The organism is Pseudorhodobacter sp. MZDSW-24AT (assembly GCF_002794355.1).
Lineage (GTDB): Bacteria > Pseudomonadota > Alphaproteobacteria > Rhodobacterales > Rhodobacteraceae > Pseudotabrizicola.
Map to the genome: position 1 here is coordinate 1 of NZ_PGOI01000008.1, position 20,993 is coordinate 20,993.

Genomic DNA, 20,993 nt, shown 5'->3' on the forward strand with positions numbered 1-20,993 from the left:
GCCGAGGCGGCGGCGATGGCCTCGGACGATTCCAATATGGGGGCTGGCGTCGACTCGGCGGCAGCGGCAGCGCGGCGGGCGCGGACGCCCCCTCCGCCACCTGGGCCTGCGGCAACGGGGCCGGGCTTTGCTCTGGCGCAGGCGCGGCCGGATCGGGCACCACAGGCGCAGGCACCGCCGCGCCGCCCTCCTGCGCATCGCTTACCCCGTCGGGCGCGGCTGTCTGTTCTTCCGGCTGATCCGCGCTTGCCGCCTGCGCAGGCTCACCCTCAACCGCGTCCGCCTCGGCCTCTGCCGGTGCCAGTGCATCTTGCGCTGCCACAGCATCTTGCGGTGCCGGAACCGCCTCGGGGGTCACCGCCGCGTCAGGCCGCACCGGGCCTGCCACCTGCGAGACCACCACCAGCCCGCCTGCGGCAACCAGACTTCCCACCACCAGACCCTGAACAAATCCGCGCACTGCCATGCCCCTTTTTTCTTGTCAGGCATTGTGCCCATCCCGGACAGGTGATCAAGCGGTCTTGACGCCCCTGCCCCGGTCTGACCATCTATAGCCCGACCCGCCGCGCGCTTCATCCCCTATCCGACAGGCCCTCGCAAGATGCTGCTTCTGATCGACAACTACGACAGCTTCACCTACAACCTCGTCCATTACTTTGGCGAATTGGGGGCAGATGTCGTTGTAAAACGCAATGATGCGCTCAATGTGCAGGATGTGCTCGCGCTCAAGCCAGAGGCGATCATCCTCTCGCCCGGGCCTTGCGATCCGGCGGCCGCCGGCATCTGCCTGCCGCTGACCACCGCCGCCTATGAGGCGAAGATCCCCCTGCTTGGCGTCTGCCTCGGCCATCAAACCATTGGCGAGGCTTTTGGCGGCCGCGTGATCCGCTGCCATGAAATCGTTCATGGCAAGATGGGCGCGATGCATCACGCTGGTGCGGGCGTCTTTCGCGGCCTGCCTTCGCCCTTCCTCGCCACCCGCTATCATTCGCTGATCGTGGAACGCGACACCCTGCCCGACTGTCTCGAGGTCACGTCTTGGCTCGAGGATGGCACCATCATGGGCCTGCGCCACAAGACGCACCTGATCGAAGGCGTGCAATTCCACCCGGAATCCATCGCCTCGGAACACGGCCATCAACTCTTGCGCAATTTCCTCGAAGAAGCCCGCGTCAAGGTGACCGCATGAGCGAGGTTCTCCGCCCGCTGATCGGCCTTGCCGCGACCCGCCCTCTGACGAGAGAGGAGGCAGAGGCCGCCTTCGGCGCGCTGTTCGAAGGCCAAGGCACCCCCGCGCAGATGGGTGGCTTTCTCATGGCGCTGCGCACGCGGGGCGAGACGGTGGATGAATATGCCGCCGCCGCAAGCGTGATGCGCGCCAAATGCCACAAGGTCACCGCCCCCGAAGGCGCAATGGACATTGTCGGCACCGGCGGCGATGGCAAGGGCACGCTCAACATCTCAACCGCGACTGCGTTCGTGGCGGCGGGCGCGGGCGTTGTGGTGGCCAAGCATGGCAACCGCAACCTTTCGTCCAAATCCGGCGCAGCGGATGCGCTTACGGAACTGGGTCTCAATGTCATGGTTGGCCCGTCATTGGTGGAAACCTGCCTGATCAAGGCCGGGATCGGCTTCATGATGGCCCCGATGCACCACCCGGCCATCCGCCATGTCATGCCTGTGCGGCAGGAACTAGGCACCCGCACCATTTTCAATATCCTCGGGCCGCTGACCAATCCGGCGGGCGTTCGCCGCCAACTGACGGGGGCCTTCTCGGCAGATCTGATCCGCCCGATGGCCGAAACCCTGCTCGCCCTTGGCAGCATCAAGGCTTGGCTTGTCCATGGGGGCGACGGCACCGATGAAATCTCCATCGCCGCGCCCACCCGCGTGGCGGCAGTGGAACAAGGACAGATCCGCGAATTCACCCTCCATCCCGAAGACGCGGGCCTGCCCTATCACCCGTTCGAGAAAATCATGGGCGGCACCCCGGCTGAAAACGCAGCCGCGCTGCGCGCACTTCTCGATGGTGCGCCGGGGGCTTACCGCGATGCCGTGCTTCTGAATGCGGCAGCGGCCCTCGTGGTCGCCGACAAGGCCACGTCACTCACCGAAGGGGTCGACATGGCCCGCCAATCGATCGATTCCGGCGCGGCCAAAGGCAAAGTTGCCGATCTCGCCCGCCTGACCAACGCCTGACGACGCTCCTGAAGGCCCCACCCTGAACGCCCACAGGGCAAGGAACCCCGCCATGTCCACCATTCTTGACCGCATCAAAACCTACAAGCTGGAAGAGATCGCCGCCCGCAAGGACGCGCGTCCGCTCGCCGATGTCGAAGATGCCGCCCGCGCCGCCCCGGCCCCGCGCGGCTTTGCCCGTGCGCTGTCCACCGCCGCCAGTTCCGGCTATGGCCTGATCGCCGAGATCAAGAAGGCCAGCCCGTCGAAAGGCCTGATCCGCCCCGATTTCGAACCGGCGGCCCTCGCGCGGGCCTATGAAGAAGGCGGCGCCACCTGTCTTTCGGTTCTCACCGACACACCCTCTTTCCAAGGCGCCGATGAATATCTGACCGAAGCCGCGCAAGCCACCGCGCTGCCCTGCCTGCGGAAGGATTTCATGTATGACCCCTATCAGATCGTCGAGGCCCGCGCCTTGCAAGCCGATTGTGTCTTGCTGATCATGGCCTCCCTCTCGGACGAACAGGCGACCGAACTGGAAGACACCGCGCTTGAATGGGGCATGGATGTGCTGGTCGAGGTGCATGACCGGGCCGAACTGGACCGCGCCGCGCGCCTGAAATCCCGGCTTCTGGGCATCAACAACCGCAGCCTGCACAGCTTTGACGTGACGCTCGACACCACCCGCGACCTTGCGCGCCGGGTGCCCGAAGACCGGCTGATCGTCTCGGAATCCGGGCTGCACACGCCCGCCGATCTGGCCGATCTTGCGCAATATGGTGCGCGCTGCTTCCTGATCGGTGAATCGCTGATGCGTCAGGCGGACGTGGCCGCCGCCACCCGCGCCATCCTTGCCCGCCCGCTCACCGCGCAGGGCGGGATATGACCTCGGGCCTGACCCATTTCGATGCCGAAGGCGCGGCCCATATGGTCGATGTCTCGGACAAGCCCGTCACCGCCCGGGTGGCGGTGGCGCGCGGCACGGTGGTGATGACGGCAGAGACGCTGGCGCTCATCACCAGCGGTCAGGCCAAGAAGGGCGATGTCTTGGGCGTCGCGCGGCTTGCGGGGATCATGGCGGCCAAGAAAACCGCCGATCTCATCCCGCTCTGCCATCCGCTCCCCCTCACCAAGGTCGCGCTGACGCTGACCCCCGACAGCGCGCGGCCCGGCATCGTGGTCGAGGCCACGGTGAAAACCGGCGGTCAGACCGGGGTAGAGATGGAGGCGCTGACGGCCGTCTCCGTCGCCTGTCTCACGATCTATGACATGGTGAAGGCGGTCGAAAAATCGATGCGGATCGAAGGGATACAGCTGATCCTGAAAGAAGGCGGCAAGTCGGGGCGCTACAGTCTCGGGGATCAGCCATGATCTCGGTCGACGAGGCACTCGCTCATTGCCTCGCCCTCGTGGCCCCCTTGCCGACCGAAGCCGTGCCGCTGGCGCAGGCCTGTGGCCGCTACATGCCGCAGCCCGCCACCGCCACCCGCGACCAGCCGCCCTTCGCCGCCTCGGCGATGGATGGCTACGCGGTCCAAGGTGACCCTGCCCCCGGGGATCGCTTCACGGTCGTGGGCGAGGCCGGGGCCGGCCATGCGTGGCACGGCACCCTTGGCCCGCTGCAAACCGCACGCATCTTCACCGGTGCGCCGCTGCCCGCCGGCGCCACCCGCGTGCTCCTTCAGGAAGACGTGACCCGGGACGGTGACATCATCACCCTGTCCTCCGGCGCCGATACCGCCACCCATATCCGCCCCGCCGGTCAGGATTTCCGCGCAGGCGACTCGCTGTCGCCCCGGCTCTTGCGCCCCAATGATCTGGCGCTTCTGGCGGCGATGAACATTCCGCGCGTCGCCGTCACCCGTCGCCCGGTCGTGGCGCTCATCGCCACGGGGGATGAGCTGGTGATGCCGGGCGAAGTGCCCGGCCCCGACCAGATCATCGCCTCCAACAGCTTCACCCTCAAGGCGCTGGCCGAAACCGCCGGGGCCGAGGTGCGGCTCCTGCCCATCGCGCGTGACACGGCCGAGTCGCTGCGCTTCGTGCTTGATCTCGCCGCCGATGCCGATGTCATCGTCACCACCGGGGGGGCCTCGGTGGGCGATCACGATCTGGTGGCGCAGGTGGCGCAAGCCATGGGCCTGCAACGCGCCTTCTGGAAAATCGCCATGCGCCCCGGCAAGCCCCTCATGGCGGGGCGCCTTGGCAGCGCCGCCCTGCTCGGCCTGCCCGGCAACCCGGTCTCCTCCATCGTCTGCGCGCATCTTTTCCTTGTGCCGATGATCCGCGCCTTGCTGGGCCAGCCCGCAGAGGCCCTCGCCCCCCGCCCGCGCACCGCCCTTCTGACCGAAGATCTTCCCGCCAACGGCCCCCGCGCGCATTACATGCGCGCTACGCTCACCCCCACCGAAGGCCTGCCCCAGATCACCCCCTTCGCGCGCCAAGACAGCTCGCTCCTGTCCATCCTGTCGCAAGCCGATTCCCTCTTGATCCGCCCGGTGCAAGACGGCCCTCGCGCACAAGGAAGCCTTGTTCCCTACCTGCCGCTTTGACGCGGCCCCCGCTTTCGGCTTGACACAAAACAGGAACACGGGCAGAACAGAACACTAACGAACACAGATCAGGGTGGGGCATGCTGACGCGTAAACAGTTGGAACTTCTCGATTTCATCAAGGCGCGGATGGATGTCGACGGCGTCCCCCCGTCTTTTGATGAGATGAAGGATGCGCTCGACCTGCGCTCCAAATCCGGCATCCATCGTCTGATCACGGCGCTGGAAGAACGCGGCTTCATCCGCCGTCTGGCGCACCGCGCCCGCGCGCTGGAAATCATCAAGCTGCCCGACGCGATGGAAAAGCCCGGCTTCACCCCGCGCGTGATTCAGGGCGACAAACCCGCCGCCCCGCCCCCGCGCGCCGCGCTGGCGATTGAAACCATCCATGCGCTCGAACTGCCCGTCATGGGTCGCATCGCCGCCGGTGTCCCGATTGAGGCGATTTCCGAAGTCTCGCACCATGTCGCGGTCCCCGGCTCCATGCTCGCAGGCAGCGGCACCCATTACGCGCTTGAGGTAAAGGGCGACTCGATGATCGAAGCCGGGATCAACGATGGCGACATCGTGGTGATCCGCGAACAGAACACGGCCGAGAATGGCGACATCGTGGTCGCCCTTGTCGATGATGCCGAAGCCACCCTGAAACGCTTCCGCCGCAAAGGCAGCATGATCGCGCTTGAAGCGGCCAACCCCGCCTATGAAACCCGGATGCTCCCCGACAACCGCGTCAAGGTGCAGGGCCGCCTCGTCGGCCTGATCCGCAGCTACTAGGGCCGCGCGCCCGGCCGGATCACCGCGTCCAGCCCTCCGGGCGGGCGCGGGGCCGACCATGCCCGCCGCGCGCCAAGGCCTGTCTCCACCCGCAACCCGCCGTCCACGGCCTGCAACGCCACAGCGCCCACCGCGTGCAGCCGCGCCGGGTCCAGCACCAGACAGCCGTCCGGCACCGCGTCCACCACCACCGACACCACCACCAGATCGGCCTGCGCACAGGCCTCGGCCACACGGGCGGCCGCGCCCCGGCCTTTCAGAGCCGCCCCGGTCACCCCGCCCGCCTCAAACAGCCGCAACCCCACCGCGCCGCGCATTCCCGGTCGCGCTGCGGCCACCTCTTGCGGCGCCAGATCGCCGTCATTGGCCAGCCAGTTCTCGGCCACGAACCCCGCCCCCGTCGGTGCCGAAAGCGCCCGCCCCTCTGGCCCCAGCACCCCCACCAGCGCGGCATCCGCCGAAATCAGCACCAAGGGCCGCGTCGCCCCCAGCCACAGGGCCCCCGCCAGCAGCGCAGGCCCCAGCCCCAAACCGCGCCAACGCCCCGGCAGCAGGATCACCAGCGCCCCTGCCAAGGTGATCAGCGGCAAGACAAGCGGCCCCGGCGCGGGCACCGCCGCCACCGCGCCCTCCCATCCGGCCACCCAATGCGCCACCCACAAGATCCACGCGGCCCCCCGCTCCATCAACCACAGCGCGGGCGCCGCCAGCCCCAGCGGCGCCAGCAAGGCCGCGACCGCCCCGGCGGGCATCACCACCGCACCCATCACAGGCACGGTCAACAGATTGGCAATCAGCCCATAGGCCGCATAGCGGTTGAAATGCGCCGCCGCATAGGGGGCGGTCGCAAAGCCGCCAATCACGCTCGACAGCACCAGCGGGAACAGCGGCACCACCCATGTCGGCAGGTGCCCGGCCACCACCCGCCGGTCCACCGCGCGGAACCCCGCAATCAGCGCCACCGTGGCCGCGAATGACATCTGGAATCCGGGGTCCAACAGGCTTTCCGGCTTCCACGCCAGCAAGATCACCCCCGCCAGCGCCACCGACCGCAAGGTCAGCGCCTGCCGGTCCAACAGCACGGCCCCCAACATCACCGACACCATGATGAAGGCGCGCTCTGTCGCCACATTCGACCCGGACAGCGCAAGATAAAAGGCGGCCACAGCAAAAGACGCCACCGCCGCCACCTTCTTCGTATTGATCCGCAAGGCGATCCACGGGATCAGCGCCAGACCATAGCGGATCAGCGCAAAGACAAAGGCGATCAGAAAGGCCAGATTCATCCCCGAAATCGCAAGCAGATGCGCAAGGCTGCTGTCGCGCAGCGCCTCTGCCGTCGCCGCCGAGATGCCCGACCGGTCCCCCGTCATGGCGCCTGCGGCAAAGGCGCCCGCCTGTCCCGGCATCTGCGCCTGCATCCCGGACGACAGATGGCTGCGCAAACGGTCCACCGGGCGCGCACCCGGCGCGGCGGCGGCCCAGAGCATCAAGGGCGTGGTGCTGAACCCGGTGGCGCCCAGACCTTCGAAATAGGCCATGCGCCGAAAGTCAAAGCTCCCCGGCTCCACCGGCCCTGCCGGCGGCGACAGCCGCGCCGTCAGCATCACCACCTCGCCCGGAAAGGGCGCGTGGCCGGGGCTCTTGCTGCGCAGCGCCACCCGCACCCGGCGCGGCACCCGTTCGGGCGGCACCCGGTCCAGCTGCACTTGGTCCAGCGTCACCCGCAGCGCGTCGCCCTGACTGCGGTCGATCCAGACCACACGGCCCGTCACCGCGCCGTAATAGTCAGACGTCAGCACCGGCGCGCGCACCATCTCCACCCGCAGCCCGCAGGCCAGCACGCCGCAGGCCAGCGCCGCCACTGCGGCGGCGGGCGGATGCAGCGCCTCTGGCCCCCACAGCCGCAAGGCGGCCACCGCCAGCACCACCGCCAGCGCCGCCGCATAGACCGCGCGCCCCGGCTCTTCGGGCAGCAGGAACCAGCCCCAGACCCCGGTTCCCATGACCAAGGGCACCCAAGGAAAGAGGCGCCCGCGCGCCTCGGCCAGCATCTCCAGCGGTCGGGTCAGCCAGCCAGTCAGGACCGCCACCTTGTTTCCCGCCCTTTCACCGCCTAGAACCGGGCCAAGCCTACCGCCAAGATGGTTTCCGAAAGGTTAATCCCACCATGTCCTCCGCCCCGATCGTCACCCGCTTTGCTCCCTCGCCCACCGGATACCTCCACATCGGCGGCGCCCGCACCGCGCTCTTCAACTGGCTGTTCGCGCGCGGGCGCGGCGGCAAGTTTCTCTTGCGCATCGAAGACACCGACCGCGAACGCTCCACGCCCGAAGCCACCGCCGCCATCCTGCAAGGCCTGACATGGCTGGGCCTCGACTGGGATGGCGAGGCCGTCAGCCAGTTCGAACAGCGCCACCGCCACGCCGAAGTCGCGCATGACATGCTGGCGCGCGGCACCGCCTACAAATGCTTTTCCACCCCTGAAGAGATCGCCGCCTTCCGCGCCGCGCGCGAGGCCGAAGGCGCAAGCTACGCCGTCTTCCAAAGCCCGTGGCGCGATGCCGACCCCGCCACCCACCCCGACGCGCCCTATGCCATCCGCATGAAGGCCCCCCGCAGCGGCGAGACAAAGATCCTCGATCAGGTTCAGGGCACCGTCACCGTGCGCAATGACCAGCTGGACGACATGATCGTCCTGCGCTCCGACGGCACCCCCACCTATATGCTGGCCGTTGTGGTCGATGACCATGACATGGGCGTCACCCATGTGATCCGCGGCGACGACCACCTCAACAACGCCGCCCGCCAGCAGATGGTCTATGACGCCATGGGGTGGCCGGTGCCGGTCTGGGCGCATATCCCCTTGATCCATGGCCCCGATGGCAAGAAACTGTCGAAACGCCATGGCGCCACCGCCGTGGGCGATTATCAGGCCTTGGGCTACCCCGCCGCCGGGATGCGCAATTACCTCACCCGTCTGGGCTGGGCGCAAGGCGATGCCGAGCTTTTCACCACCGAACAGGCGCTTGCGATGTTCGGGCTTGAGGGAATCGGACGCAGCCCGGCGCGGCTTGATTTCAAGAAGCTGGAATCAACCTGCGGCTGGCATCTGGCGCAAGCCGAGGATGCTGCATTGCTGCATGAGATCGAAGGCTACCTCGCCGCCGCCGACCGCCCCGCCTTGACGCAAGGGCAACGCGAACTGCTCTCCCGCGCGCTTTACTGCGTCAAGGACCGCGCCAAAACCTTCCCGGAACTGCTTGATAAGGCGCAGTTTGCCCTCACCTCCCGCCCGGTCGACATCGACGAGGCGGCGGGCAAGGCGCTTGACGCTGTATCCCGTGGTATACTGAAGGAATTGACGCTGCGCCTGCAAAATGTTAGCTGGACGAAGGATGCGCTTGAGTCCATTCTGACGGAAGTTGCCACGGCCCATGGCATCGGTTTCGGAAAACTGGCCGCTCCCCTGCGTGCCGCCCTTGCCGGGCGCAGTGCCACCCCAAGTGTCTATGACATGATGCTGGTCATCGGTCAGGACGAAACGATTGCGCGGTTGCAGGACGCCGCAGCCTGATCCGGCTGCCCCTGCGACCCCACCAGAATGCGCCACCAGCCGGGACGGTCCGGCGGGGCAAGAAACGAGGGATGTGAGAGATGGCCGAGACAAAAAAGAACGCGACCCTAACTTTGGACGGCAAGTCCTATGACCTGCCCGTGTTTTCGCCCACGCTTGGCCCCGATGTCCTCGACATCCGCAAGCTCTATGGCCAAGCCGATGTGTTCACCTTCGACCCGGGCTTCACCTCCACCGCCTCTTGCGAAAGCGCGATCACCTATATCGACGGCGACAAGGGCGAACTGCTGCACCGCGGCTACTCGATCGAGGAACTGGCCGAGCATTCGCATTACCTCGAAGTCTGCTATCTGCTGCTCTACGGCGAACTGCCGACCGCGGCTCAGCTCACCGATTTCGAACAGCGCGTGACCCGTCACACGATGGTGCACGAACAGATGCACAACTTCTTCCGTGGCTTCCGCCGCGATGCGCACCCCATGGCCACCATGGTGGGCGTGGTCGGCGCGATGTCGGCCTTCTACCACGACTCGACCGACATCAACGATCCTTGGCAGCGGGAAGTGGCCGCGATCCGCATGATCGCAAAGCTGCCCACCATTGCCGCCATGGCCTATAAATACTCGATCGGCCAGCCCTTCGTCTATCCGAAGAACAGCCTCGATTACGCGGGCAACTTCCTGCACATGTGCTTTGCCATCCCGGCCGAGGATTATGTGGTCAACCCGATCCTCGCCAAGGCGATGGACCGGATCATGATGCTGCACGCCGATCACGAACAGAACGCCTCCACCTCCACGGTGCGCCTGGCGGGCTCGTCGGGGGCCAACCCCTTTGCCTGCATCGCGGCGGGCATCGCCTGCCTCTGGGGCCCGGCCCATGGCGGCGCCAACCAAGCCTGCCTTGAAATGCTCAAGGAAATCGGCACCGTCGACCGCATCCCGGAATTCGTGGCCAAGGCCAAAGACAAGGACTCGGGCTTCCGCCTCATGGGCTTTGGCCACCGCGTCTACAAGAACTTCGATCCCCGCGCGACGGTGATGAAAGAGTCGGCGGATGAGGTGCTGGGCCTTCTGGGCGTGGAAAACAACCCGCTCCTTCAGGTCGCCAAGGAACTGGAACGCATCGCGCTGTCGGATGAATACTTCATCTCGAAAAAGCTCTATCCCAACGTCGATTTCTATTCGGGCATCATCCTCGAAGCCATGGGCTTCCCCACCTCGATGTTCACCCCGATCTTTGCAATCAGCCGCACCGTGGGCTGGATCTCGCAGTGGAAGGAAATGATCGGCGACAAGGGCCAAAAGATCGGGCGTCCGCGCCAGCTCTATATTGGCGAGCCGCACCGGGCCTATGTGGATGTGCGCAACCGCTGATCGCGCCCCCCTGTAAACCCAAAGGGCTGCCCTCGGGGCAGCCCTTTTTGCACTCAGCGCCAAACGCGCGCCGCCCCTCTCGGGGCAAAGCGCGCCGGGGCCTCTCCCCGCTCGGCGACGCTGGGGTGCAGTTTTTCGCTGCGATCCCGCCCCACCACCCGCCGACGACGCAACAGGAACAGCTTGCCCCAATTGCGCCATGTGCCCACCATCGGCGCACGCGGATCACAGGGGAAACCGTCACGCCACCCCGCAGGCAGCGCCAGCCCACAGGCCTCGGCCCGGCCCATCATCCAGACAAAGGGGATATTGGCCAAAGGCCGCGCCGCCGCCAGCGCCCCCACCTGCCCGCCCACATCGGCATGCGCGCCCGCGAACCAGACCTGCTCCACATTGCCGTCCCAGGCTTCGGGGCAGTCCCACAGCACGGGCTCAAACACGGCCCGCGTCTCATGCAAGGCCAAGGCCTGAAACCCGTGCCGGATCGAGGCCCCCAGGTGGTGGTTGTGAAAGGCGTGGCTGCGGTCGGTCAGCATCCACAGCAGCGGCAAACGCAGACCCAGCGCTTTCACCGTATCCCAGACCCCCACCATCTCGATGGCCGCGCTGGCATGGCAACTGTGCCGCGCAAAGGCCTGCGCCGCCGGACTGTCCGGCCCGGTCATATAGTGGCGATAGGCCAGCTGCACATTGCGCTCTGTCGCCTGATCATGGCGCAGCAGCCCCACCCGGTCGATCACCCCGGCCAAGGACCGCACGGCAAAGGCGCCGCGTGAATAGCCCAAAAGGAAGATACGATCACCGGGGCGGTATTGGCTGGCCAGCCAGCCATAGGCGCGGCGGATCTGTCGGTTGATCCCGCGCCCTTGTGCCACCGCCCCCAGATTGCGCCAGCCTTCCCATTGCAGACCGGGCTCGTAATACAAACGCCGCCGCTGCCCCGGCACCGGACGCCCCAAAAGCTGAAACGCGAGCCCGGCATTGGTTTCCTGTCCGGGGTGCAGGCTCGACATCGTGCCATCCAGCACCACCACATGGTCCACCGCCCCGCGCCCCGCCGACAAGGGCGGCGCGTTGCTCTCGGTCTCGACCCGAGGCGCCGGACGGAACCAGCGCGCGATGCGCTCAAGCATAAACGTGGTCAGCCTCCCCTTTTCGGCCCAGATCACAGCGCAAGGTCACCTGCAAACCCATCTTGCAGGATCAGCAGAGGCGACAGCCCCACCCCGTCCCCCCGGAAATAAAAAGTCTTCGCAAACACTCCCTCACACACCAATTCCCATTCCCGCCCTTCTCACGCGTCCTGCCGAGCCGCCCCGCCCCGCGTCGCATGCCGCGCACGCCCTGCTCGCCCTCCAGCCTGCCACAGAAGGCCCCCCACTGTCCGCGCCGTCTGGCCAATGGCCGCCTGTCGCCCTTGGCCGTCGCCACGGGAGGGGGGCACATCTGTGCTCTGTGCGATCAAGACGAAACGTGTTCGGCCTCCTGCAACCAGTGCCAGATCCGCGCCGGGGTAAAGGGCATGTCCACCCGCTGCACCCCGCGCACGGCCAGCGCATCCCGCACCGCATTGGAAATCGCCCCCAAGGCGCCCACCGTCCCCGCCTCGCCGCAGCCTTTCATGCCCAAGGGGTTCAACACCGAAGGCACGGGTTCGCTCACAAAGGCAAACATCGGCAGGTCGCTGGCGCGGGGCATCGCGTAATCCATGAAGCTGGCCGAGAGCAACTGTCCCTGCGCGTCATACACCGCCGCCTCGCACACCGCCTGCCCATAGCCTTGCGCGATGCCCCCATGCACCTGACCAATCGCCAGCTCCGGCGCGATCAGCGTGCCGAAATCATCCACCACCGTATACCGCTCCAGCCGCAGCGCGCCGGTCTCGGGGTCGATCTCCACTTCGGCGACATGGGCGCCATTGGGAAAGCTGCGCCCTTCCAGCCGGATGGTCTCACTGACATCCAGCAGATCCGCCCGGCCTTGCCCCCGCGCCAGTTCCGCCGCCTCGGCCAGCGTCAGCCGCAGATTGCGCCCCTCTGCCCCAAAGGTGCTGCCGTCAAACGCCACCGCAGGCACGTCCCACTGCGCGGCCAGAAAGGCGCTGAACGCCGCCACCATCCGCTGCACCACCGCCCGCAGCGCCGTGCCCTGCACCGTGACCGAACGCGAGCCCCCGGTGCCGCCGCCCTTGGCAATCGCATCGGAATCGCCCTGCACCACCCGCACGGCAGCGCCGGGCAGCCCCGTCCACTCCGCGATCATCCGGGCGTAAACCGTCTCATGCCCTTGCCCGTTCGACTGCGTGCCCACATAAAGCGCGGCCCCGCCCCCCGGCTCCAGCACCAGCCGCGCGCTTTCTTCGGGATCGCCCAAGATGCTTTCCACATAGCTTGCCAGCCCCAGCCCGCGCAGTTGCCCCCGCGCGGCACTCTCCTGCCGCCGCGCGGCAAAGCCCGCCGCATCCGCCTCGGCCCGGGCGCGCGCCAGCACGCGGGCGAAATCCCCCACATCAATCAGCGCCCCCGTGACGCTGCGATAGGGAAAGGCCCGGATGACATTGCGCAGCCGCAGATCAAACGGGTCCACCCCCAGCGCCCGCGCCGCCGCATCCATTGCGCGTTCGATGGTCAAAATCGCCTCGGGCCGCCCGGCCCCGCGATAAGCGTCAACCGGTGTGGTGTTGCTATACACCCCCACCGCCCGCAGATGCGCGGCCTTGATGTCATAGACGCCCGTCAGCACCTTGGAAAACAACTCCGACTGGATGGGTTGCCCATATTGCGAGTTATAGGCGCCAAGGTTGGACACAAGGTTAACCCGGTAGCCGGTCACCCGCAGCCCCGCGTCAAAGGCCAGCTCTGCCACCGCCACCAGATCGCGCCCCGCATTGTCGCTCAGCATCGATTCCCCGCGCGTCGCCACCCAGCGCACCGGGCGGCCCAAGGCCCGCGCCGCCGCCGCCACACAGACATATTCCGGATAGGTCATCGCCTTCATGCCAAAGCCGCCGCCCACATCCGGGTTGGTCACCCGCACCGCGTCCCGCGAAAGCCCCAGCATCCGCGCAAGCTCGTTGCGCTGGGTCCACACGCCCTGCCCGTTCACGCACAGATGCAGCCGCCCCGCCTCCCATGTGGCGAAACAACCGCGCGGCTCCAGCGCATTCACGATGATCCGGTTGTGCACCACCTCCAGCTGCACCCGATGCGCGGCCGCGTCAAACGCCGCCGTCACCGCCTCTGCGTCGCCAATCTCCCACAGATAGGCCCGGTTTGCCGGCGCCGCGTCATGCAGCAAGGCGCCGCCCTCCGCCACGTCCAGCTTCACCGGCAGCGCCGCCACCGCCAACCCCACCGCCTCGGCCGCCTCCTGCGCCTCGGCCTCACTCTCGGCCACGATCATCACCACCGCCTCGCCGACATGGCGCACCCGCCCGCGCGCCAGCACCGGGCGCTCTGGTCCCGCGCCAAGGCGCCCGTCCGGCTGGCGCAGCCGCGTGGCGCTCATCCCCAGCAACACGCCCAAGGCCTCCAGCCCCGCCGCATCCAGCACCAGCCGCACCCCGGGCAGCGCGCGCGCTGCGGAAAGATCCACCTCCGTGATCTGCCCATGGGCATGATCGGACCGCAGGAACAGCGCCCACAAGGCGCCCTCCGGCACCAGATCCTCGACATACCGGCCCAGCCCGGTCAGGAACCGCAGATCCTCATACCGCCCCGCGCCTTGCGCCTTGCCAAAACCGCCCATGCTCTGCCTCGCCGCCTGCTGCCAGAAACAGTTACGCCCTCGGCCGGGTTTGTCCAGCCAAGGGCGTTGGGATCGCTCGGCGCTCCCTCTGGGTGGCGGTTCGGGCCGGGCGCTCTGCGCGGCCCTTCCCGCAGGATGCGCCCGCGAAAAGAGCCGTCATGCCCGAGGAGCAACCCCCGATATCAGACCTTCAGCGACAGCACCGTGGCAATCCCCAGATCGCCAAAGCCGTTGAAGCGCGAATTGGTCACCGTGGAATAGGCGCCCATGCCATGCACAATCAGGAAATCACCCTCGGCAATATCGCCCGGCAGCGCGATGTCGCCCGGCAGACGGTCCACCGAATCGCAGGTCGGCCCAAAGATGATGCGCGGCACCTCTTCTCCCATCCGCTTTTCGCCTGTGGCCGACAGCACTTCCATGCGGTCGATCACCCCGATCAGCGGCAGCTCGGTCAGCGTGCCATAAACCCCGTCGTTCAAGAACACATGCGTGTCATCGCGCACCGCCTTGACGCGTGCCGCCAGCGTATAGGCATCGCCGCACAGCGCCCGTCCGGGTTCACAGATCAGCAGCGGGCGGTCGGTGCCAAAGGCCTCGGTCGCCACCCGGTCGATCAACGCAAAGGTCTCTTCCAACTGCGGTGCCACCCCGTGCAGACGGTGGTTCGGGAAGCCGCCGCCCACGTTCAGCCGGGCAATCGTCACGCCCGCCTTGCGCGCGATTTCCGCCGCTTCACGGATATAGGCTTCCCAAGCCGCCGGATCGGTGCATTGCGTCCCGGGGTGGAAGGTGATCGACGGGATGAACCCGGCCTCGGCCACCCGCGTCAGCAGTTCCACCGCCACTTCGGCGGTCGCGCCGAACTTGGCCCCGAAGTTATAGGCTGCACCTGCCACCGGCAGCTTGAACCGGACCGAGATTTCGCAGCCTTCCGCCGGCACCATCTCGATCAGCTTGTCCAGTTCCGAACGCGAATCAACGCTATAGCTCTTGACGCCACGCTCCACCGCAAAGGCGATCTCGTGGCGGGCGCGCACCGGGTTGTTGTAGTGAATGGCCGCATCGGGGGCCAGACGGCGGATCAGATCAATCTCAAAGCCGCTGGCGCAGTCATAGCCGCGCACACCCGCCGCCGACAGGTTCTCGATCATCTCGTCGCTGGGGTTGGACTTGACCGCATAGGTCACCATGCCCGGAAAGCCGTCGATAAACCGACGCGCCGCCGCCTGCACCATGGTTGGTGCGAAAAACAGAACCGGATCAACGGGTTGCTCTACCCGCAGAAATTCGGTCGGATTGGTCCAGATTGTTTTTGACAGTCCCATCGGCGGTTCCTTCCTTGCCAACAAGACGCAGAGCCCTTGACCGTTACAAAGAACGGGGCCGGGCACCAGCGTGGTTATCTAAAACCAGGCCAGGTGCGTATGAGCCGCCCTTTTCCTGCAACGTAGGATGCGCCATATGGGGCACAAACGCACCGAACAAAACTATATAAATGCAGCGCGAAGGCGTTAAAATGACGAAAACATCGGTCAAATCTCATGGATGAACTCGATCGCAACATCATCGCCCTCTTGCGTGCCGATGCACGGCTCTCTCTGGCCATGCTCGCGCGCCGGTTAAAGGTTGCCCGCTCGACGATTCAGGCGCGGCTGGAACGGCTCGAAGTGAATGGCACCATCGCGGGCTACACCCTGAAACTGGGTCAAGGGGCCGATCCCAACCGTCTGCGCGCCACCGTGCTCCTGACGATCGAGCCGCGCACCCAAGCCGCCCTGCTCACCCGCCTGAAATCGATCTCTGAAGTCGAGCGTGTCTACACCACCTCGGGCCGGGTCGATCTTCTGCTGCAAATCGCCTGCCCCAACACGCAGGTGCTCGATCAGGTGCTCGACCAGATCGGCGCGATGACAGGGGTGCATTCCTCCGAAAGCCTGATCCACCTCAGCACCAAGATCGACCGCGCGGTGTAAATCCCGGATGGGCGGGAGGCCTAGCCCCCCGGGCGCAGGGCGAACAGGTCCACAAAGGCCTGTCCTTGCGCCAGATCACCCTCAAACCCGATCAGCCCACGCGCTGTCTCGGCCAGCGGCATCGGCCCATAAAGCGCGGCCGCCAAGGCATTGGTGCTGCCCGCAAAGCGCAGCCCCGCCGCCTCTGCCGTGCCGCGCGCCACCCGGAACTGCCCCGGCGCGGTGTGGATCACGAACTCCTCGCCCGCCGCCGCGATGGCTACCACCTGCGCCACGGCCCGGTCGCGCGCGCACATCGCGCGCAGCGACAGCATGAGCGCCGTGGGGCTGATGAACAGGCGCGGGTCATGCCCGGGCTGCCCCGCCCCCCAGCGGCACAGCGCCCGGATCACAGGCCAAAGGTCAAAACCCGCCTCGGTCAGCCGATACATCTGCACCCGCGCCATCCCCGGCGCGGCCTCCCGCGCCAGAATGCCCGCCGCCTCCAGATCCTCCAGCCGCCGCGTCAGGATATTGGCGCTGATCCCCGGCAGCCCGTCGCGCAGCGCGCCAAAGCGGCGCGGCCCCAGCATCAACTCGCGCACCACCAACAGCGCCCAACGGTCCCCGATCAGGTCCAGCGCATGGGCCGCGATGCAGCCTTCCTCATAGCTTCGGCGAATTTCGGTCACGGGGCCCCAAGTTTTAGTTGCTTTTTGTAACTAGCCTTGCCACCCTGCCCCGGCAAGAGTGGAGGCATTGCCCAATGCATTATCTCGATATCTTCGTGATCCCCGTCGAAACCGCCCGCCGCGCCGATTACATCGCGCATGAGGCCAAGTGGTGGCCCGCCTTTCAAAAGCGCGGCGCCCTGTCCTTCGTGGTCGGCTGGGGCGATGACGTGCCCCCCGGCAAGCGCACCGATCTGCTGCGCGCGGTCGACCTGCACCCCGGCGAAACCGTGGTCGCCGCCTGGATGACCTGGCCCGACAAAGCCACCCGCGACGCCGCCTATGCCGCCATGGAAAGCGCGATGAGCCCCGAAGACATGGCGCAGATGCCCTTTGATGGCAAACGCATGATCTACGGCGGCTTTGTCCCCGTTCTGGTGGAAGGCCCCGCGACATGAGCGTGCAAGGCCTCCCCTTCTGGTATGAGCTGAACACCCGCGACACCGCCGCCGCCCAAGCCTTCTACGGCCCGGTCATGGGCTGGGCCTTCCGCGATTCTGGCATGCCCGGCTTCACCTACCTCATCGCCACCCACGGCGCCGATATGGTCGCCGGCCTCATGGCCCCCGAGACGCCGATGCCCGACAGCTGGACGCTCTACTTCGCCGTCGACAATTGCGATGACAGCGCCGCCCGCGTCACCGCCTTGGGCGGCAGCGTCCTCAGCGCGCCCGCCGACATCCCCGGCACCGGCCGCTTCGCCATCGCGGCCGATCCCCAAGGCGCAGTCTTTGGCCTGATGCAGCCCCATGACGGCCAACCCAGCGCCGCCTTCCACCCGATGCACGCAGGCCATGCCAACTGGCACGAACTCGCCACGCCCGACCCCGCCGCCGCCCTCGCCTTTTACACCGCCCTCCTGAACTGGCAGCCCGGCGCCGTGATGGAGATGGACGACACCGGCCCCTACCAATTCGTCACCGCCGCCCCGGGCGACATCGGCGGGATCATGGCGCTCCCCACCCCTGACACCCCGCCCCACTGGATGCCCGTCTTCGGCACCGACAGCGTCAGCGCCGCCCTCGCCCGCGCCACCGCCCAAGGCGCCACCCCCCTCGTCCTCCCGATGGAAGTCCCCGGCGGCGCCGTCGCCTGCACCCTGACCGATCCCCACGGCGCACCCTTCGGCCTCGTCGGCCCGCCCTGACCGCCACGCCTCCCCCCTTGGCCTTTCCCCCCCTTATGCGCTAAGTCCCCTGCAACCGCAGAGGATGACGCCCATGCCCATGGAAAAGACCTTCAACGCCGCCGAAGCCGAGGCCCGGATCTCCGCGCTTTGGCTGTCGGAAAACGCCTTCGCCGCCGGGGCCAATGCCAAACCCGGCCGCCCCGCCTTTTCCGTGATGATCCCGCCGCCCAACGTGACCGGCAGCCTGCACATGGGCCACGCCTTCAACAACACGCTGCAAGACATCCTGACCCGCTGGCACCGGATGATGGGCGATGACACGCTCTGGCAACCCGGCACCGACCATGCCGGCATCGCCACCCAGATGGTGACCGAACGCGAACTCGCCCGCACCGGCCAACCCTCGCGCCGTGACATGGGGCGCGACGCCTTTACGCTGAAAGTCTGGGAGCAAAAGAAGGCCTCCCGCGGCACCATCATCGGCCAGCTGCAGCGCCTCGGCGCCTCCTGCGACTGGTCGCGCGAAGCCTTCACCATGTCCGGCGCCCCCAACGCGCCCGCAGGCGAAGAGGGCAATTTCCACGATGCCGTGATCAAGGTCTTCGTGGATATGTACAACAAGGGCCTGATCTATCGCGGCAAACGCCTCGTGAACTGGGACCCGCATTTTGAAACCGCGATCTCCGATCTCGAAGTCGAGAATATCGAAGTCGCAGGCCATATGTGGCATTTCAAATACCGCCTCGCGGGCGGCGAGACCTACGAATACATTGAAAAAGACGCCGATGGGAACGTGACCTTGCGTGAGGTGCGCGACTACATCTCCATCGCCACCACCCGGCCCGAAACCATGCTGGGCGATGGCGCGGTGGCCGTGCACCCGTCAGACGAACGCTATGCCGCGATCGTGGGCAAGATGGTCCACCTGCCGCTGTGTGACCGCCTAATCCCGATCATCGCCGATGAATACCCCGACCCGACCTTTGGCTCAGGTGCCGTGAAAATCACCGGCGCGCATGACTTCAACGATTACGGCGTCGCCAAGCGCAACACCCTCCCCTGCTACCGCCTGATGGACACGCGCGGCGCCATGCGCGCCGACGGCGCGCCTTATGCGCAGGCCGTCGCCCGCGCCCGTGAAATCGCCGCAGGCTCGCCCACGACGGAAGTGGAAGTGGACAGCCTCAACCTCGTCCCCGAAAAATACCGCGGGCTCGACCGGTTCGAGGCGCGCAAAGCCGTGGTCGCCGACATCAACGCCATCGGCCTCGCCGTCACCACGCTGATCAAGGAAACCGACCCGGAAACCGGATCGGAACACCTGCGCCGCGAACCGGTGGTCGAGGCGAAAAAGATCATGCAGCCTTTTGGCGACCGCTCCAAGGTCGTGATCGAGCCGATGCTGACCGACCAATGGTTCGTCGACACCGCGAAAATCGTCGGCCCCGCGCTCGATGCGGTGCGCAACGGTGACACCAAGATCATGCCAGAGTCGGGCGAGAAAACCTATTTCCACTGGCTGGAGAATATCGAGCCTTGGTGTATCTCGCGCCAACTGTGGTGGGGCCACCAGATTCCGGTCTGGTATGACGAAGAGGGCGCCTATTACTGCGCCCCGACCGAAGCAGAGGCGCAAGCCCTGGCACCAGGCAAGGCGCTGACCCGCGATCCCGACGTGCTCGACACCTGGTTCTCCTCGGGCCTCTGGCCCATCGGCACCCTTGGCTGGCCCGAGCAAACCCCGGAACTCGCGAAATACTTCCCCACCTCCACCCTGATCACGGGTCAGGATATCATCTTCTTCTGGGTCGCCCGGATGATGATGATGCAACTGGCCGTGGTGGATCAGGTGCCGTTCAAGACGGTCTATCTGCATGGCCTCGTGCGCGACGCCAAGGGCAAGAAGATGTCGAAATCCTTGGGCAACGTCATTGATCCCTTGGAGATCATTGACGAATTCGGCGCCGATGCTTTGCGCTTTGCCAATGCGGCCATGGCAAGCCTCGGCGGCGTGCTGAAACTCGATACCGCGCGCATCGCAGGCTATCGCAACTTCGGCACCAAACTCTGGAACGCCTGCCGCTTTGCCGAAATGAATGGCGTGTGGGAAGGCCACAGCACCCAAAGCGCCCCCCCGCAGGCCAGCGCCACCGTGAACCGCTGGATCATCGGCGAAACCACCAAGGCCGCCGCCGAAGTGTCCGAAGCGCTGGAAAACTACCGCTTCGACCAAGCAGCCGATGCGCTCTACAAATTCGTCTGGGGCAAGGTCTGCGACTGGTATGTCGAATTCGCGAAACCCCTGTTCGATGGCGAGCAAGCGGCAGAGACGCGGGCCACCATGGCTTGGGTGCTGGATCAGTCGATGATCCTGCTGCACCCGTTCATGCCCTTCATCACCGAGGAACTCTGGTCCACCACCGGCACCCGCGCCAAGCGGCTGGTGCACAGTGACTGGCCGGAACTGCCTGGCACTCTGATCGACGCGCCCTCGATGGCGGAAATGACCTGGGTCACCACGCTCATCGACGACATCCGCTCGGCCCGCGCGCAGGTGCATGTGCCCGCCGGGCTGAAACTTGACATCGTCGCCACGGCCATGACGCCAGCCGCCGAGGCCGCCTGGGCGAATAACGAGACGCTGATCAAACGCCTCGCCCGGATCGAAAGCCTGACCCGCGCCGAGATCGCGCCCAAAGGTGCGATCACCGTCGCCGCCGAAGGCGCCACCTTCGCCATCCCGCTCGAAGGCGTCATCGACATTGCCGAGGAAAAGGCGCGGCTGCAAAAGACGCTCGACAAACTGGCCAAGGAAATCGGCGGCCTGAACGGGCGGCTGAACAACCCCGCCTTCATCGCCTCCGCCCCGGAAGAGGTGGTGGACGAGGCGCGCGGCAACCTCGAGGCCCGCGAAGACGAGGCCGCCAAACTGCGCGCCGCCATGGCCCGTCTGGCCGAAATCGGCTGACCGGCAC

17 protein-coding genes and 1 pseudogene are annotated in these 20,993 nt (G+C 66.5%); 12 read left to right on the plus strand and 6 right to left on the minus strand.

Going from position 1 to position 20,993, the window contains the following annotated elements; translation table 11 throughout:
* Positions 1 to 466: pseudogene (locus CUR21_RS09650) on the minus strand (hypothetical protein); the annotation flags it as partial.
* A 135-nt stretch (positions 467 to 601) separates the two neighbouring features.
* Between CUR21_RS09650 and CUR21_RS09655 the strand changes: the two are divergent.
* The 6 genes from CUR21_RS09655 (at position 602) to lexA (ending at position 5,503) form a co-directional block, all read left to right on the plus strand.
* Positions 602 to 1,189 carry an aminodeoxychorismate/anthranilate synthase component II gene (locus tag CUR21_RS09655; protein ID WP_100196842.1) on the plus strand — a complete coding sequence of 196 codons (588 nt, stop codon included), beginning with the start codon at positions 602 to 604 and terminating at the stop codon, positions 1,187 to 1,189.
* Entirely contained in the window at positions 1,186 to 2,199 is a 1,014-nt protein-coding gene (trpD, locus tag CUR21_RS09660) for an anthranilate phosphoribosyltransferase (RefSeq protein ID WP_100196843.1), read from the plus strand. The genes CUR21_RS09655 and trpD overlap by 4 nt, the downstream gene beginning before the upstream one ends.
* Positions 2,200 to 2,251: 52 nt before the next feature.
* Entirely contained in the window at positions 2,252 to 3,064 is an 813-nt protein-coding gene (trpC, locus tag CUR21_RS09665; RefSeq protein ID WP_100196844.1) for an indole-3-glycerol phosphate synthase TrpC, read from the plus strand.
* Entirely contained in the window at positions 3,061 to 3,549 is a 489-nt protein-coding gene (moaC, locus tag CUR21_RS09670; protein WP_100196845.1) for a cyclic pyranopterin monophosphate synthase MoaC, read from the plus strand. Before trpC ends, moaC begins: the two co-directional genes overlap by 4 nt.
* Positions 3,546 to 4,730: a molybdopterin molybdotransferase MoeA gene (locus CUR21_RS09675; protein WP_100196846.1), complete on the plus strand. Its 1,185-nt coding sequence runs from the start codon at positions 3,546 to 3,548 to the stop codon at positions 4,728 to 4,730. Before moaC ends, CUR21_RS09675 begins: the two co-directional genes overlap by 4 nt.
* Positions 4,731 to 4,810: 80 nt before the next feature.
* Positions 4,811 to 5,503, plus strand: coding sequence for a transcriptional repressor LexA (gene lexA, locus CUR21_RS09680; RefSeq protein WP_100196847.1), 693 nt, complete (start codon positions 4,811 to 4,813; stop codon positions 5,501 to 5,503).
* On the opposite strand, the gene CUR21_RS09685 is transcribed toward lexA, so the two are convergent.
* Complete coding sequence (locus CUR21_RS09685) at positions 5,500 to 7,596, minus strand: ComEC/Rec2 family competence protein (RefSeq protein ID WP_232622745.1); 2,097 nt, start codon at positions 7,594 to 7,596, stop codon at positions 5,500 to 5,502. The two genes, lexA and CUR21_RS09685, sit on opposite strands and share 4 nt — an antisense overlap.
* Before the next feature lie 77 nt (positions 7,597 to 7,673).
* Between CUR21_RS09685 and gltX the strand changes: the two genes are divergently transcribed.
* Positions 7,674 to 9,080, plus strand: a complete 1,407-nt coding sequence (gene gltX, locus CUR21_RS09690) for a glutamate--tRNA ligase (RefSeq protein WP_100196848.1) — start codon at positions 7,674 to 7,676, stop codon at positions 9,078 to 9,080.
* Positions 9,081 to 9,160: 80 nt separating this feature from the next.
* Complete coding sequence (locus CUR21_RS09695) at positions 9,161 to 10,456, plus strand: citrate synthase (RefSeq protein ID WP_100196849.1); 1,296 nt, start codon at positions 9,161 to 9,163, stop codon at positions 10,454 to 10,456.
* A 53-nt stretch (positions 10,457 to 10,509) separates the two neighbouring features.
* On the opposite strand, the gene CUR21_RS09700 is transcribed toward CUR21_RS09695, so the two are convergent.
* From CUR21_RS09700 to CUR21_RS09710, 3 genes are all read right to left on the minus strand, one after another.
* The gene (locus CUR21_RS09700) at positions 10,510 to 11,589 is read right to left on the minus strand and encodes a DUF2235 domain-containing protein (protein ID WP_100197481.1); all 1,080 of its coding nucleotides are present in this window, start codon (positions 11,587 to 11,589) and stop codon (positions 10,510 to 10,512) included.
* Between the two features lie 328 nt (positions 11,590 to 11,917).
* Positions 11,918 to 14,203: a xanthine dehydrogenase family protein molybdopterin-binding subunit gene (locus CUR21_RS09705; protein WP_100196850.1), complete on the minus strand. Its 2,286-nt coding sequence runs from the start codon at positions 14,201 to 14,203 to the stop codon at positions 11,918 to 11,920.
* A gap of 182 nt (positions 14,204 to 14,385) precedes the next feature.
* The gene (locus tag CUR21_RS09710; RefSeq protein ID WP_100196851.1) at positions 14,386 to 15,531 is read right to left on the minus strand and encodes a type III PLP-dependent enzyme; all 1,146 of its coding nucleotides are present in this window, start codon (positions 15,529 to 15,531) and stop codon (positions 14,386 to 14,388) included.
* A 216-nt stretch (positions 15,532 to 15,747) separates the two neighbouring features.
* Here CUR21_RS09710 and CUR21_RS09715 point away from each other — a divergent pair, with 216 nt between their 5' ends.
* Entirely contained in the window at positions 15,748 to 16,179 is a 432-nt protein-coding gene (locus CUR21_RS09715) for an Lrp/AsnC family transcriptional regulator (RefSeq protein ID WP_100196852.1), read from the plus strand.
* A gap of 20 nt (positions 16,180 to 16,199) precedes the next feature.
* Here the strand turns inward: CUR21_RS09715 and CUR21_RS09720 are convergent, their stop codons facing one another.
* Positions 16,200 to 16,850: a helix-turn-helix domain-containing protein gene (locus CUR21_RS09720; RefSeq protein WP_198431667.1), complete on the minus strand. Its 651-nt coding sequence runs from the start codon at positions 16,848 to 16,850 to the stop codon at positions 16,200 to 16,202.
* Between the two features lie 74 nt (positions 16,851 to 16,924).
* Here CUR21_RS09720 and CUR21_RS09725 point away from each other — a divergent pair, with 74 nt between their 5' ends.
* The 3 genes from CUR21_RS09725 (at position 16,925) to CUR21_RS09735 (ending at position 20,986) form a co-directional block, all read left to right on the plus strand.
* Complete coding sequence (locus tag CUR21_RS09725) at positions 16,925 to 17,287, plus strand: DUF1428 domain-containing protein (protein ID WP_100196853.1); 363 nt, start codon at positions 16,925 to 16,927, stop codon at positions 17,285 to 17,287.
* Positions 17,284 to 18,036 carry a VOC family protein gene (locus CUR21_RS09730; protein WP_100196854.1) on the plus strand — a complete coding sequence of 251 codons (753 nt, stop codon included), beginning with the start codon at positions 17,284 to 17,286 and terminating at the stop codon, positions 18,034 to 18,036. Before CUR21_RS09725 ends, CUR21_RS09730 begins: the two co-directional genes overlap by 4 nt.
* 73 nt (positions 18,037 to 18,109) lie before the next feature.
* Entirely contained in the window at positions 18,110 to 20,986 is a 2,877-nt protein-coding gene (locus CUR21_RS09735; protein WP_100196855.1) for a valine--tRNA ligase, read from the plus strand.
* Positions 20,987 to 20,993: the final 7 nt, after the last annotated feature.